Here is a 14,696-nt window from a genome sequence, read left to right on the forward strand (position 1 = left end):
ACGCCAAAAGCTTCCGCCACTAAAGCGGCGGGTTACTTTCTTTTGTCTAAAGCAACAAAAGTCCGTCTGGATTCCCTTCGGTCAAAGGTAATCAAAGAAAAATGCTTCTTTTTGAATCAAGGGCCCGCGCGCTCGATGCCGACGCAGGGCTTTTTCATACGGGACATCCTTGTCCCGATGAAAAACGGCCCGCATCCATGCGGGCCGCCCTTCGGGTCTACGGTTGACCGGCAAAGCGACAAAGCAAAGAGCGGCAGAGCGGCAGAGAAAATCACAGCCCCTCTGCCGACGACAGAAGGACATGCAAAGTCGGGAAGGATTAGGGCGAGGGGCCGCAGGCAGCAGCCCCACCCATCAACGCTCCAGAATCGCCACCACGCCCATCCCACCGGCGGTGCAGATCGAAATCAGGCAGCGGCCGCCGCCGCGCTGTTTGAGCTCCTTGGCGGCCGTGGCGACCACGCGTGCACCGGTCGCGGCGAACGGGTGACCCGCCGCCAGCGAGGAACCGTTGGGGTTGATCTTGGCCGGGTCGATCCGGCCCAACGGCGCGTCCAGGCCGAGGCGGGTCTTGCAGTAGTCCTCGCTCTCCCAGGCGCGCAGGGTGCACAGCACCTGGGCGGCGAAGGCTTCGTGGATCTCGTAGAAGTCGAAATCCTGCAGGCTCAGGCCGTTGCGCTTGAGCATCTCCGGCACGGCCACGGTCGGGGCCATCAGCAGGCCCTCGCCGTGAACGAAATCGACCGCGGCGACCTGCGCGTCGCGCAGGTAGCACAGCACTTCGTGGTTATGCGCCTGCGCCCACTCTTCCGACGCCAGCAGACAGGCCGCCGCACCATCGGTCAGCGGCGTGGAATTCGCTGCGGTCAGAGTGCCGCGGCCGGAGGTCTTGTCGAACGCCGGCTTCAGGGTCGCGAGTTTTTCCAGGCTGCTGTCGGCGCGCAGGTTATTGTCGCGCGACACGCCGCGGAAGCTCACCACCAGGTCTTCGAAGAAGCCGCGCTCGTAGGCGGCGGCGAGCTTCTGGTGCGAGGACAACGCCCACTCGTCCTGCGAATCGCGCGAGATGTTCCACTGCTTGGCCATGTCCTCGCAGTGCTCGCCCATGCTCTTGCCGGTGCGCGGCTCGGCCACGCCGGGGAACTCGGGCTTGAGTTCGCGCAGGCTGAAGCCCTTGAACGCGGCCAGCTTTTCCTTGGTGCTGCGCGCGCGCGCGGCTTCCAGCAGACGCCGGCGCAGGCTCTTGCCATAGACGATCGGCACGTCCGAGGTGGTGTCGGAACCGCCGCCGATGCCGACGTCGATCTGCCCCAGGGCGATCTTGTTGGCGACGGTGATGATCGAGTCCAGCGAGGTGCCGCAGGCGCGCTGCAGGGTGATGCCGGGGGTCAGCGGCGACAGCCCCGACGACAGCGCCGCCTCGCGACCGAGGTTCCAGTCGCTGCTGTGCTTGATGACCGCGCCCATCGCCACTTCGCCGAGCTGCTGCCCGTGCAAGCCGAACTTTTCGACCAACGCGCCGAGGGTGCGCACCGACATGCCGAGGTTGCCGACATCCGCATAGGCGGTGTTCTGGCGGCAGAACGGAATACGCACGCCACCGAGCACGGCGACGGGACGGTTTTGACGCATCGGTACACCTCACAGGGAGTTTCGAACCGACCCGCCGCAGCGGAGCGGGCATAATGGCGCCCAGTGTAGCGCTGCACACGCGCTCTACCAAACGCCAGCGTATCCTCGGTGATCATGACCTCAGCCAGCTCTCCCGCCAGCGCTCCGTCCGCGCCCCTGCACGTCCTCGGCGCTCTCGCGCTGGAGCTCAAGGGCGACGCCGCGGTCGACCGCAATGCCCTGCCGCTCCAGGATGCCGGGGCGCTGTCGGAGAAGATCGCGCGCGACCTGGCTACGTTCGCCGCCGAAGCCGGCGGCCTGGACCTGATCACTGTCGGCGCGCACTACGACCCGGTCGAACTGCTGCGCCCGGGCTGGCCCTTGCACCGCGAACTCGACCAACTGGCCGCCAACGCGCCACGCGACCGCGCCGCCGCCTCGGCCGCGCGGGTGATCGCCTTCGGCGCCCACGACGAACGCCTGCCCGGCGCCCTGGCGCCCTCGCCCGACTTCGCCGGCGGTCCGCTGCGGCTGGTGCCGTTCGTCCTCAGCGGCGAGGCCGACGTCGTCGCCCGCGTCGGCGAGATCCTCGAATCCAGCCTGCTCGAGCGCGGCATGGCCGGCGCCGGCACCGCGCTGGCGGCGCAGGCCGCGTTCGGCCTGCAGGTCGAGCACGCCCGCTACCTGACCGTGCACGACCTGGCCGCGATGATGGCCATGCAGTACGAACACGCCGGCCTCGGCCCGCTGTGGCCGCTGCTCGAAACCGCCCTACTCCAGCCCGACGGCGAGGAATGGCTGGACGCCCGTCCGGAACCGCTGATCCACTACAGCGAAGGCGAGGCGCGCATCGCCCTGTTCTCGCCGGCCGCCTGGCATGCGCGCTATGCGCCCGAAGCGCCGTGCAACACCGACGAATGCCGCGACAAGCTCAATCGCCGCTATCAGCATTTCGAAGCGAGGCTGCGGCAGATCTCGGCCGTACTGGGCGCCCACGCGGTGCCGGTGACGTTCGTGCATTGCGACGGCGAGAGCGAAGCCAACCAGCTTTGAACCACGGATAGCCGCATCCGTTGTTGCCCCCTTTGAAAAGGGGGCGAACGGCCGCGCAGCGGACGTGGGGGACTGCTCTTGCTCCAAGTGCGGCCGCGAGAAGACCGCGGCACGGATGCAGCGCCTCACCGCCGCACGAAGAGCAAATCCCCCCTGCCCCCCTTCTTCAAAGGGGGGAGCGAATCGGTGGTCGCGCAAAGCAGCGCGGGGCGGTTCGACGGCATCGCCATCGGCGCTGGGGAGGGCGATGACTACCACACCGCCACCAGGACAGACCTGCCGTTACCGACGCAGCTTTCGCTGTTGCCCCCTTTGCGAAGGGGGCGAACGGCCGCGCAGCGGACGTGGGGGATTTGCTCTTGCTGCACGAACGCAGGCAAACAGGCCCCACGCTCAACACCGCATCAGGTGTGCTGTTCGTAGATGTCGTAGCCGGCATCGACCATGCCCATCGCCGCATAGGTCTGCTGGGCATTGGCATTCGCGCGTTCGACATACAGCCGCAGGCCGACCACGCCCGGGGTCGCCTGGGCGAGCGCGGCGACGTGGCTGTGCAAGGCGTTATAGACGCCCTGGCGGCGATGCTCCTGGGCCACGTAGACGCTCTGGATCCACCACCAGTCGCCGTTGCGCCAGTCGCTCCACTCGTGGGTCAGCATCAGGGTGCCGGCCGGCACCGCGATGGTTTCGTGGCCGCCGACATCGGCTTCGCGCATGGCGATGAAGTAACGCGCCTTGGCCGCGTCGGCCAGGCCGTTGGCGACCCCGGCGTGCACGGTATCCGGATCGAGGCGCTTGTGCTCGGTCTCCCAGGCCATCGCGATCATCCACTCGGCGATCAGGTCGCGGTCGGTCGGAACGGCATCGCGGATACGCAGGCGGGTCATGACGGAGCTTCGCAGGGTCGGAACGCACAGGATAAAGCGACGGCGCCCACCTGGGGCGCCATGCTTCGCCTTCGCGGCGCTGGGGTCAGCGCAGGATCTTGATTACGCCGCAGGCCAGGCGCGCGCCGGCATTGCCGGCCGGCTGGCTGCGGTAGTCGTCGGCCGAGGCGTGCACGATGACCGCGCGGCCGCCGACATCGTTCATGGCGCCGCCGCCGAGGGTCACGCCGCTGGCATGCACGTCGACCTTGGCCACGCCTTCGGCATCGGCGACGATGTTGTTCATGTCGCCAGCATGGTGGGGACCGTGATCGACCTGCCCGTGCGGCTGGCCGACCGGATTGAAGTGGCCGCCGGCGCTGCTGGCATCGGCCGCGCTGCAGTCGCCTTTCTCGTGGACGTGGATCGCATGCGAGCTGTTCGGCGTGAGGCCGCCGATCTCGCCGGTGAAATGCACGCCGTCGCCCATCGGCCGCAACGCCAGCTTGCCGCTGACCAGGCTGCCCGAGGCCGAAGCGAGGATGACCTGCCCGGCCTGCGCCGTGGACACCGGCTTGGGGCCCACGGGCTTGGGCGGCGTCGGCCGCGTCGTCTGTACGCCGCAGGCGGCGAGCGCGAGCACGGCGGTGGCGATGGATACGCTGCGAAGGATCGGGTTCATGCGGGACTCCTGTCGTCGGCGCCGGCGACGGCGCACGGTAGAAGGTGATTCGACGCTAGCCCGGCGCGGGTTCAGCGCGAGTGAAACGCGCCGCCGCACCGCCGGCATCGCAAGGGGCATGAGCGATTATGGGCACGAATGCCGGGGCCGCGCGGTGCGCGATCGCATTCCGCCAACCACGGCATGTTCGTGCGCACGCAACTGCGACGCATCGCCGTCTTGCAAGCCCGACCCCGCCTGGAACGGAAGCGAAAACCCGGCCCCTAACCGCCGCGACGCCCGGGCCCCAGTTTGCGCGTCAAGGTATTGCGCCCCAGGCCGAGCCGTGTCGCCGCTTCGGTGCGTCGCCCGCCGGTGTGTTCGAGCGCGGCTTCCAACAGTGCGCGGTCGAAACGCTCGCGCGCATCGGCGTGCAGGTTGGCGCGGCCTTCGGCGAGTTGCGCGCGCGCCCAACTCGACAACTGCGCCTCCCATTCGGTAGCGCTGGCGGCCGTCTGCGTCGACGCACCGAGCACGTCGTCCATGTCCTGCCGGGTGATGGTCTCGCCGGGCGCCAAGGCCGCCAAGCGCCAGCACACGTTCTCGAGCTCGCGCACGTTGCCGGGCCAGTCGTGCGCCATCAGGCGCTCCAACGCCGGCTTGGACAGCCGCTTGGCCGGCGCGGCGAAACGTACCGCCGCCGACGCCAGGAAGCGCTCGGCCAGTTGCGGCACGTCGGCGCGACGCTCGCGCAAGGGCGGCAAGCGCAGCCGCACCACGTCGAGGCGGTGCAACAGGTCAGCACGGAAGCGCCCCTGTGCGACCAAGGTCTCCAAGTCCTGATGCGTCGCGGCGATCACCCGCACGTCGACGCGGATCAGCTCGCGCCCGCCGACACGGAAGAATTCGCCCTCGGCCAGCACGCGCAGCAAGCGCGTCTGCAAGGGCAAGGGCATATCGCCGATTTCGTCGAGAAACAGACTGCCGCCATGGGCCTGCTCGAAGCGTCCGACATGGCGGCGCTGCGCACCGGTGAAAGCGCCGGCCTCGTGGCCGAACAACTCGCTTTCGAGCAACTCGGCCGGGATCGCCGCGGTGTTGAGCGCGACGAACGGCCGCGCCGCACGCGGCGACTCGCGGTGCAGCGCGCGCGCGACCAATTCCTTGCCGGTGCCGGTCTCGCCGGTGATCAGCACCGACAACGGTGCCTGGGCCAGGCGGCCGATCGCGCGGAACAAGGTCAGCATCGCCGGCGTGTCGCCGATCAGGCTGTCGTCGGCAGCGCCGTCGGCGACCACGCTGGCCTGCTCCTGCGGCTCGCTCGCCGCCAGCGTGCGCGCGGCCAGGGCCACCGCATCGTCGAGGTCGAAGGGCTTGGACAGGAATTCCTGGGCGCCGCCGCGAAACGCACCGGCGGTGCTGGCGACATCGGTGTAGGCACTCATCACCACCACCGGCAGCGACGGCGCGCGCGCCTTGAGCTTCTCCAGCAACACCAGGCCGCCGTCGCCGGGCATGCGCACATCGGTGAACAACAGATCGGGCACGCCGCGTTGTTCCAATGCATCGAGCGCATCGCCGGCGTTCTCGAACCCGTCCACGTCGTAGCCGGCCTGGCGCAAGGCCGTCGACAGGACGAAACGGACCGAACGATCGTCGTCGACGACCCAGATGCGTGCAGCGCTCATGTCGCCTCCTCTTCGGCTTCGATCTGCATCGGCAACAACAGCGTGAATACGGTATGGCCCGGGCGCGAACGGTAGGCCAGCGAACCGCGGTGCTCGCGCGAGACTTGCTGGGCCAGCGCCAGGCCCAGGCCGCTGCCTTCGGCGCGGCCCGACACCAGCGGCAGGAACAACTGCTCGGCCAGTTCGTCGGGCACGCCGTGGCCGTCGTCGATGATTTCCAGGCGCAGCGCGATCGGATGCACGGTGTCGGCGATGCGCACCCCGCGTTCGATGCGGGTGCGCAGATTGACGTGGGTCGCCTTGGCCTCGATCGCGTTGCGCACCAGGTTCCACACCGCCTGCATCAGGCGGTCGGCATCGCCGGCGAACTCGGGCAGGCTGGGGTCGTAGTCGCGCACCAACCGCACCGCCCAGCCGGCATCGGCTTCGGCCAGGCGCAGCACGCGTTCGAGCACCGCATGGATGTTGAGCAAGGCATGCGGCCGCGGCGGCGCCGGGGTCAGCAGGCGGTCGACCAGTTCGGTCAGGCGTTCGACTTCGCTGTCGATCAGCTCGATCAGCTCGCGCGATTCGCTGTCTTCGGCCCGGCGCGCCAGCAACTGCGAAGCGCCTTTGAGCCCGGCCAGAGGATTGCGCAGTTCGTGCGCCAGCCCCTTCAACGACGCCGACAGCGCCGACGGCAGCAGCAGCGCCGGGTCGTCGCCCGGAAACTCATCGACCGGGTGCGCCTCGAGCAGCCAGCCGCCGTCGTCGCGACGGCTCAGCCACAGGTCGGCGAAGCGATCCTCGCCGTCGGCATAACGCAGGCGCATGCGCCGCATCCGCAGCGGCGCCTCGTCGCCGCCCTGACGGGTCAGGGCCAGGGCCAAACGGCCGTCGCCGGCATCCAGCCCGGCCAGGGTCCAGCCCAGCAGGCGCCGCGCCCCGATCCCGAACCAGCGCGAGAACGCGGTATTGCAGCCGACGATCGCCCCGGCCGCGTCGCTCCAGGCCATCGGCGTGGTCAGGCTGTCGAGGCTGAGGTCCGGCGCGGGCAGGGGATCAGAGGGCATTGCACCATACTAGTGCAAAGCAGCGGCGCCGTCGGCAAGAGCCCCGATAAGCGTAGCGAGGCAGGCCCATTCCGGTGCAGCCGCGTTCGGGGCATGGCCCGATTGGCCGCTTGCTCCGGCCCGCCCCGTTAACCCGCACGAAGCCGTGCTGCCTGCCTGTTGGAAACGTTGGGGAGCGTTTATCCGGGGCGACGAAGGCCGAGCTACCGCGCGAGGACACCGCTGATACGCGCGGCGACAAGGTTCAGATCCGACTCCGTCAGCCGCCGCGCTCGCGCGCAACGCGTCGAGCGCTTTGCCTCGCCCTGCCATCACCCAGAAGGACACGACCATGAGCTATCCGGATTGCCAGTACTCGCACGTCACCTGGGTCCGAAAGGACAGCGCGGCCTTCAAGGCGCTCAGCGAAGGCTTGAAGAATCCGCACACCGCACCCGGCGCGGTGACGACCTTCCTCGCCAACATGACCGCAGCGCACGAGGCGTTCAAGGAGGGGCTGCGGCCGCACGCGGACATGATGGCTCTGCTGCGGGCTTACCAGGACGCGACCGGCATCATCTCGACCCGGGAATTCACTCTGCCCGAGGTCCCCGGCAACCCCAACGACCCCGACGACCCGATCAACAAATTCGCCACCGACATGATCGAAGGCATCGCCGGCGCGGCGTCGACCGAAATCGGCATCGGCATCAGCCTGTACACCCTGGTACTGGACCTGATCGAAATTTTCGACATCAAGCTGCATCTGCAAGGCGTGCTGTTCAACACCGCAGCCACCGACCTGGAGAACATCGAGTTCCGCTTCGGCCCGAACGGCCTGCCCAACATGCTGCCGCTGTCGGCGACGATCCCGGCGGCCAAGTCGATCATGAACCCGGTCGACAAGAAGAACTACGACTGCGTCGGTTTCACCGTGTTCGGCGGCGTGGGCTATCAATCGCTGGAAGGCTTCTACATCGCGGTGACCACGCAGCGCAAGAACGACGATCCGCCGCCCATGTACTGCCAGTACTACGCCCAGGACCGGGGCATCGCGCCCGGTATCGACGACCGCAATCACGCGCCGCTGCGCGAGGTGTTCTATGAGGGCAAGGTCACCGGGGTGATGGTGGACCAGATCTCCAACCCGAACGGGGTCGTGGCGATCGTTTACGGCTGAAGGCGCGGTAGGTGGCCGGCTTTGCGGCGGAACTGGCACACTCCGATGCGCCTCCGCCGCGCTGGACCGAGCCATGGCCGACCACCCCAATGTCTCTGCCGAGATCGTCGCCCGACTCTCTTCGATCTGCCTCGGCCTGCCCGAGGCCCATGAAGAGCGGGCCTGGGTCGGCACACGCTGGATGATCGGCAAGAAGAACTTCGCCCACGTGCTGACGATCGCCGCAGCTTGGCCGCCGGCCTATGTGCAGGCCGCGGGCACGCAAGGGCCGGCGACGGTGCTGACCTTCCGTTTGCCGTTGCCTCGCGCCGATGCGCCGCGCTTCAAACGTGCGCCGTTCTTCCGGCCGGTGTGGTTTCCCAACATCGTCGGCATGACCCTCGACGGCGCCACCGATTGGGACGAAGTCGCCGATCTGTTGACCGAGAGTTATTGCGTGCTGGCGCCGAAGAAGCTGGCGGCGCTGGTCGACCGATCGACGGATTGAAGCTTGCGCAAGCGATGGCGACTGCCGTAACGAAGAACGGGCGAGGCTCTCGCCCCGCCCGTCGCTTCGATGTCGCACCCAGGTGCCGCGCTTATGGCGCCGCCGCGTCCCAGTCCATCACGTACCACCACCAGTTGTTCAGCACGTTGAGGTGGCGGCCGACGAAATTCGGCACCTTGCCGAGCCAGTACAGATGCCAGCCTCGGTCGGCGGTGCGGTAGCCGTCCGGGAAGGTGCAACGCGGCCCGCCCCATTTGGTGCAGTTGTTGAGCGTGGTCGCGCCGGGGCTCAGGTTCGGATAGTTCTCCCAGTCGTCGCAGGTGTTGTACTCGTAATGGCCGTTGGTGAAGTCGTAGCCCCAGCGATTGCCCGGATCGTACTGCGGGGCGTTGAGGCTGCCGTGGATGTTGCCGCAGGCCGCAGTGGTGGCATCGAAGCCGCGCGCGGTGAAGCGTTCGAGCAGGTTGGCATCGGGCGGGAACACCGCCGGCGGCGGGTCCGGCGGAGTGTTCGCCCAACGGCCGAAGCGGTATTTCATCGTGCCTTCGACGCGATGCCCCATGTCTTCCAGCATCCGCTCCGGCTCGCGCTCGTAGTTGAAGCCCATGATGTTGAGCTTGACCTCGCAGGTGGTGAGCTCGACGGGAATCGGATCGCCGTTGGTCGGGAACGCGCCGGGCCCGGCCATATTGGCTTCGAAGTAGCCGAAGTACGGCCCGCCCCACAGCCACAGCTCGTCGATCTCGCCGGCATTGGCCTTCTCGCACACGCCGTACTGGCGCAGCACGCTGACGTAGTCGAAGTCGTTCTCCAGCGGGCAGGTGTCGGGCTCGTCGGCCAGACACCCCAGATAGGTAGCTTCGTCATAGATCGGGTTCTGCGTGCGCGGCGTGAACGCATCGACGAATACGTGCTCGGCGATCGAGTACTGCACCACCTGGCTGCTGGCCTGTTCGAGGAACTGGATGTACTGCTGCTCCAGCACCCGCGGGTCGTACCAGCCTTTCGCCTGGCTCAGGCGCTGATGGTTCATGCTCCGGATGGTCGGATTGAATTCGATCACCATGACCCGCTTATGGATCGGCTCGTCGACGCGCGGGTCGCTGGAGCGGCCGACGCCATCGAAGAGCGAGGAAACGTCTTCCCAAGTGTTCCAGTTCGGCTCGGTGCGCCGGTAGACCAGGTCGCCGCGGGTCAGGAACTGGCGCAGCTTGCCGTCGCTGTAGAGCGCCACGTGGAAGGCGGTGATGGTCGACTCGGAACCGCCGACACCCGAGAACACCGAGGTGATGTCTTCCCACGCCGGCCAGCCGCCGCTCGCGGTCTGGGTGCGGCGGAACACCTGACCGCCGCGCACCACGAACTGACGCTGCAGGCCATCGGCGTACACCGCCACCGAGAACGAGCTGATCGGCGCGCTGCCCGTGCCCGGGAACGCCGCGTCGATGTTTTCCCAGGCGCCCCACTGGTCGACGCCGGTCTGGATGCGCCGGTAGACATGGCCGCCGCGGGTCAGGAACTGCCGGTGCAGGCCGTCGCGGTACAACTCGACGTCGAACGCGGTGATCTCGCCGATGCCCTGCCGAACGGTATTGAAGGCCGCGGTGATGTTCTCCCAGGTGTTCCAGTTGGGTTCGGTGCGCTTGTAGACGCGGCCGTTCTTGACCAGGTACTGGCGCTGCAAGCCGTCGGAATAGACGGTCGGGCTGAACGAGGCAAGCGTGTTGGTGCGGCCTTGCACGACCGACGCCGGCCCGGCTGTGGTCGCTGCCGTAGCAGGTATTGCGGTCGCGGCGAAAGCGAGCGACAGCGCGCCGAGCGCGGTCGACAGCAGCGGCAGGCGCCGCCGGGGTTTGCGATGGAAGATGAGTTGCATGGTGAAACTCCTGATGGAAGGCAGCGGTGTTCGATGCGAATGCGTTGCCGTTGCGTCGTCGCAGTCCGTTACGACCCGATACCTGAGCGAGGGATGCCACGTGGGTGGCATACAGGGGTACGAGAGGAGGCTGCGGAACCTGACATGGCGGCTGTCGCCCGACCCACCGCCGCATCGGGACGGCGCGGTCTCGCCCGCCGCACTTCCACCGGGCGCGGTCCGGCCGCACCTGCGCCGGGTGGGAATGGCGCAAGGGATAGACCCGGCAGGCCTACGCTTGCAGCGGGGTCAGCGGGGCATCCGGACGACGATGCCGAATCGAGCGTCCGGTGCACCCGGGCGCCTCGCCCTCACACGCCGCAGCGCTGGCCCCAGTCGCGGCTGATGCGGGTACGCCATGGGCGCATGGTGCCGGCGGCGGCACGCGCCACTACGAAGGCCTCGCGGTTGCCGCTCGACGCATCGAGCCGGCATTGCGCATAGGCCAGTGCCAGAGCGTGGAAACGCCCGCTGGCGCGCTCGTTGAGCGAACCCGAGCGCAGCGCGCTACCGTCGGCCTGGACGATCGGTCGCAGCGCCTTCACCGCACCGCGCAGCGCGGCATCCGTTGCGCTTTTGTCGGCGGCGACATGATCGGCCTGTGCAATCAGCGAGAGCGCCCCCAGCCCGGTGCGGGAATAGCGCATCGGGCTGGCAGGCGGCAGCATCGCATCGTCGATACGCGCGACCTCGGCCAGCAGCTTCTGCGCCGCCGCCGGCCGCCGCTCAATTACTTCGAGCAAGGCCTGCACGAACAAGGCGTGGGCGAGGAACGAATCGGTCGCGCCGAAATGCGCACGCGACTCTTCGAGCGCGGTAGCCATCAGGGTTCGCGCTTCGCCCAACCGCGCCTGATCGATCAAGGCGACGGCAAGGACGCGGCGCAGTATGAGACCGTCGGCCTGGTCGCGGATGCCGCAGGGGCCGATCATGGCCAGCGCGCGGCGCAGACGCCGTTCGGCATCGGCCGGACGACCCTCGTCGATATCGAGCATGGCCAGGTTGCCTAGCCCGGCGTAGTGCGAACGACAGGCCAAGCTGCGCTGCAGCGAATGCTCGGTCAGGCGCAGCACCTGCTCGTAGGCGTCGCGTATCGTCGCGGCGTCTTCGCGCTCGCCGGCCAGGTTGGCGCGCCACAGTTGCAGGCTGGTCCGCAGGTCGGGATCGCGCGGCGCGATGCGCGCGGCCAGCGCAATGGCTTGATCCAATTCGCGCTGCGCTTCTTCGGGCCGTTGCAGATGGTGCAGATACCCGGCCCTGAGCAACCGGGTCTTGACCAGGGTTTCCCGATCCGCCTGCGGATGCGCCTGCCACAACGCGATGGCCGCCGCCGCGGCCCGGTCGGCATCCCGGTCGCGGCCTAGATAAGCCGACGCGCGCGCATTCGCGGCCAACAACGAGGCACGCACCAGCGGGTCGCGCTTACGATCGGCCAACAACTCGTCGAGGCTGGCCGCCATCAGGGCCCGCGCCGAGACTTCGCCGCTGGTGGTCTCGCGTGGCCGCGCCTGTTTGAACAGATCCACGAAGTACTCGGCGGTCGCCTCGGCCTGGCCGCGCTGCGCCTCGGCCTTGGCCTGCGCCGCGGTGGCCTCGTCGCGAGCGACGCGGGTACGTTGCAGTTCGTCGCCGAGCCGGGCGAAGTGATAGAAGGCCATGCCGCTGGCCAGGACCAGCGCTGCCACCGCGGTGGTCAAGGCCGGCCAGTGCCGCTGCGCCGCGCGCCGCCACCGATAGGCACGGTCGTCGCCGCGCGCGTGCACCGGGCGCTTCTCCAACCAGCGTTGCAGGTCGTCGGCCAGGGCCGCGGCGCTGCGATAGCGCTGCGGCGGCGCCTGCGCGGTCGCTTGGGCCACGATGCAGTCGAGATCGCCGCGCAAGCGCGCCAGCAACCGTTCCGGCGTGGTCGCCCGCTCGTGCGCGATCCGCTGCGCCGCCGTGGCATCCCGCCTGCACAGCGCCTCGTAGGCAGCCGCGAGCCGCGTCGGCGCCTGCCCGAGCGCCGGCAGATCGTCGGACAGCAACACCCGCAGCAGCATGCCCAGTTGATAGACATCGGTCGCGGTGGTGACCGCGCGGCCCTCGCGCTGCTCCGGCGCGGCCCAGGCCGGCGTCATCGCCAGGGTCTGGGTCTGGGCTGGGTCCTGGTTGGGATCGGCCTCGTCGAGCCATTTGGCGATACCGAAGTCGAGCAGCTTGGCCTGGCCGGCCTCGTCGACCAGCACGTTCGCCGGCTTGAGGTCGCGATGCACGATCAAGGCGCGGTGGGCGAAGTCGACCGCCGCGCAAACCTGCTGCATGAGTTCGACCCGATGCTCGATCGTCGCCGCGCGCGCCGCGCACCAGCGGGTGATCGGTTCGCCGCGAACGAGCTCCATCGCGAACCACGGCTGACCGGCCTCGGTGACGCCACCGTCGTACAACTGGGCGATGCCCGTGTGCTGCAGCCGTGCCAGCGCCTGCCGTTCGCGTAGGAAACGTTCGGTCGACGGCGCCGCCCCCAGCGGCGCAAAACCGCTCCAGATGCGTTTCAGCGCGACCTCGCGCTCGTACGCGCCGTCGCAGCGCGCGGCGCGGAACACCTCGCCCATGCCGCCACGGCCGATCCGTTCGAGCAAGCGGTAGGGCCCGATCTGCAATCCCGTCGCGTCGCCTTGCGGCGATGCCGCACCCGGATCGAAACCGGCTTGCGACTCCTCGACCTGCGCCAGCAGCGCCCGCACACGAGCCTGCAGCGCCTCGTCGCCCGCGCAGGCCTGCCCGAGCAAGCGCTCGCGTTCCGCGGGTGAGGCGTCGAGCACCCCACGGAACAACTGCAGGGCGCGGCGTTCGAACGGCGATTCGTTGGAGGTCATGCGGAAGCTCTGGCTCGGGTCGCAAAAGACAACGCGAAGCGCCGCCTCAACCTGCCATCACTCGGACAGACGGTCGCGCAGCCAGGCGCGGGCCGCAGCCCAATCGCGATAGACCGTGCGCTCCTCGACCTCGAGCAAACGCGCGACTTCGGCCACGCTGAGCCCGGTGAAATAGCGCAGTTCGACGACCTTGGCCATGCGCTCATCGAGCCTGGCCAACTCGTCCAAGGCCACGTCGAGTTCCGGCAGCAAAGTGCGCTCCGGGATCGGCAGATCGAGCGCGCAGGCGAAATCGTCGCGCCTCCAGGCGCCACCGTGCTTGTCGCACGCCGCGCGCCGCGCGCGGTCGACCAACAACTGCCGCATGATCCGCGCCGCGGTATTGAACAGATGCGCGCGGCTGCCCAGACACTGCAGCCGATCGCTGCCGAGCAGACGCACGAACACATCGTTGACCAACGCCGTCGGCTGCAACGTGTCGTGACCGCGATGGCCATACAGCTCGCGTCGCGCGATCCCGCGCAGATCGGCGTAGACCAAGGGCAGCAAAGCATCGAGCGCCTTGGCATCGCCCGCGCCCCAACGCTGCAATAGCGCCGTTACTTCGGCGCCGGCCGCTTCCGATCCGAGCGCCGGTCCGCCAAGCGCCGATCCGTCATGGGCCGATGGCTGCTGCAACACCGACGTTTCTGCCAAAGGCCCGCTCACCGCCGCAGCCCGCGGCGATTCCAATAGCTCCAAACCCGCCATATCCGAGATCCGTCTCCAGTACTGCCCCATTCGATTAACGCAGTCCGCGGCCGGATGCGGACGCCGGTGCGAGGGCATATACCGTCCTGCCTGCAGCGCGGTACCGACGCATGGCGTCAACCAACCCGCGCCGGCTCCAGCAGCAAACTCATGCACACCGCCGAGGCCGGGCACAGCGAGCGGAATTCCGCGCTGCGCTGGATGCCGGCCGGGGCGGCGGCCCGGTCGATGACGGTGTAGCCGCGGCGGGCGAAGAAGGCTTCGGCGGTCTGGGTCAGCAGCACCAGCTGTCGCAAGCCGCGCGCGCGCGCATCGGCTTCCAGCGACGAAGCCAGGGCGTGGCCGATGCCGCGATGGCGGGCCCGCGGCTCGACCGCGAGGGAGCGCAGCAGGCCGGCCTCGTCAAAGACCTCGATGCCGACCACGCCGAGCATCGCTTGGTTTTCGTCGACCGCGACGCGGAACTCGATCGCGGCGCTGGCCAGATCGTCGACCGGCAGGCCGCTGTCGAGCAACAAGGTGCGCACGGCGGCGGTTTCGTCGGCGGCGAGCGGGCGTATGGCGGGCGTCATCGTGGTTTCCGGGTGGGCGGAGGTTCG

The 14,696-nt window shown here is 68.5% G+C and carries 12 protein-coding genes; 3 read left to right on the top strand and 9 right to left on the bottom strand.

The window, feature by feature from the left end; genetic code table 11:
• Positions 1-354 precede the first annotated feature (354 nt).
• Positions 355-1,632: an acetyl-CoA C-acetyltransferase gene (locus tag LC490_RS21555; protein WP_223621566.1), complete on the bottom strand. Its 1,278-nt coding sequence runs from the start codon at positions 1,630-1,632 to the stop codon at positions 355-357.
• 114 nt (positions 1,633-1,746) lie between these two features.
• Between LC490_RS21555 and LC490_RS21560 the strand changes: the two genes are divergently transcribed.
• Positions 1,747-2,664 (top strand): hypothetical protein, encoded by a 918-nt coding sequence (locus LC490_RS21560; protein ID WP_223621567.1) that lies wholly within the window; start codon positions 1,747-1,749, stop codon positions 2,662-2,664.
• Between the two features lie 404 nt (positions 2,665-3,068).
• On the opposite strand, the gene LC490_RS21565 is transcribed toward LC490_RS21560, so the two are convergent.
• From LC490_RS21565 to LC490_RS21580, 4 genes are all read right to left on the bottom strand, one after another.
• Positions 3,069-3,551, bottom strand: coding sequence for a GNAT family N-acetyltransferase (locus LC490_RS21565; RefSeq protein WP_031372110.1), 483 nt, complete (start codon positions 3,549-3,551; stop codon positions 3,069-3,071).
• An 85-nt stretch (positions 3,552-3,636) separates the two neighbouring features.
• On the bottom strand, positions 3,637-4,212 hold the full coding sequence (locus tag LC490_RS21570) for a superoxide dismutase family protein (protein WP_223621568.1): 576 nt from the start codon (positions 4,210-4,212) through the stop codon (positions 3,637-3,639).
• Positions 4,213-4,475: 263 nt separating this feature from the next.
• The gene (gene ntrC / locus LC490_RS21575; RefSeq protein ID WP_031372108.1) at positions 4,476-5,879 is read right to left on the bottom strand and encodes a nitrogen regulation protein NR(I); all 1,404 of its coding nucleotides are present in this window, start codon (positions 5,877-5,879) and stop codon (positions 4,476-4,478) included.
• The gene (locus LC490_RS21580) at positions 5,876-6,931 is read right to left on the bottom strand and encodes an ATP-binding protein (RefSeq protein WP_031372107.1); all 1,056 of its coding nucleotides are present in this window, start codon (positions 6,929-6,931) and stop codon (positions 5,876-5,878) included. Before LC490_RS21580 ends, ntrC begins: the two co-directional genes overlap by 4 nt.
• A 331-nt stretch (positions 6,932-7,262) precedes the next feature.
• On the opposite strand from LC490_RS21580, the gene LC490_RS21585 reads away from it, so the two are divergent.
• Together LC490_RS21585 and LC490_RS21590 are read left to right on the top strand one after the other, a co-directional pair.
• On the top strand, positions 7,263-8,090 hold the full coding sequence (locus LC490_RS21585; RefSeq protein WP_031372106.1) for a hypothetical protein: 828 nt from the start codon (positions 7,263-7,265) through the stop codon (positions 8,088-8,090).
• A 73-nt stretch (positions 8,091-8,163) separates the two neighbouring features.
• Positions 8,164-8,577, top strand: a complete 414-nt coding sequence (locus tag LC490_RS21590) for an MmcQ/YjbR family DNA-binding protein (RefSeq protein ID WP_223621569.1) — start codon at positions 8,164-8,166, stop codon at positions 8,575-8,577.
• Positions 8,578-8,668: 91 nt separating this feature from the next.
• Here LC490_RS21590 and LC490_RS21595 read toward each other — a convergent pair whose 3' ends face one another.
• The 4 genes from LC490_RS21595 to arsN2 all read right to left on the bottom strand — a co-directional run bounded on the left by LC490_RS21595 (position 8,669) and on the right by arsN2 (position 14,669).
• Positions 8,669-10,453, bottom strand: a complete 1,785-nt coding sequence (locus LC490_RS21595; RefSeq protein ID WP_223621570.1) for a hypothetical protein — start codon at positions 10,451-10,453, stop codon at positions 8,669-8,671.
• A gap of 350 nt (positions 10,454-10,803) precedes the next feature.
• A complete protein-coding gene (locus tag LC490_RS21600; protein ID WP_223621571.1) occupies positions 10,804-13,347 on the bottom strand; it encodes a serine/threonine-protein kinase in 2,544 nt (847 codons plus the stop codon).
• Positions 13,348-13,404: 57 nt separating this feature from the next.
• Positions 13,405-14,271, bottom strand: a complete 867-nt coding sequence (locus tag LC490_RS21605) for an ECF-type sigma factor (protein WP_223621572.1) — start codon at positions 14,269-14,271, stop codon at positions 13,405-13,407.
• Entirely contained in the window at positions 14,214-14,669 is a 456-nt protein-coding gene (gene arsN2 / locus LC490_RS21610) for an arsenic resistance N-acetyltransferase ArsN2 (RefSeq protein ID WP_223621573.1), read from the bottom strand. The genes LC490_RS21605 and arsN2 overlap by 58 nt, the downstream gene beginning before the upstream one ends.
• Between the last annotated feature and the right edge of the window lie 27 nt (positions 14,670-14,696).

The organism is Lysobacter sp. ESA13C (genome assembly GCF_019970005.1).
Classification (GTDB): Bacteria; Pseudomonadota; Gammaproteobacteria; order Xanthomonadales; family Xanthomonadaceae; genus Lysobacter; species Lysobacter antibioticus_B.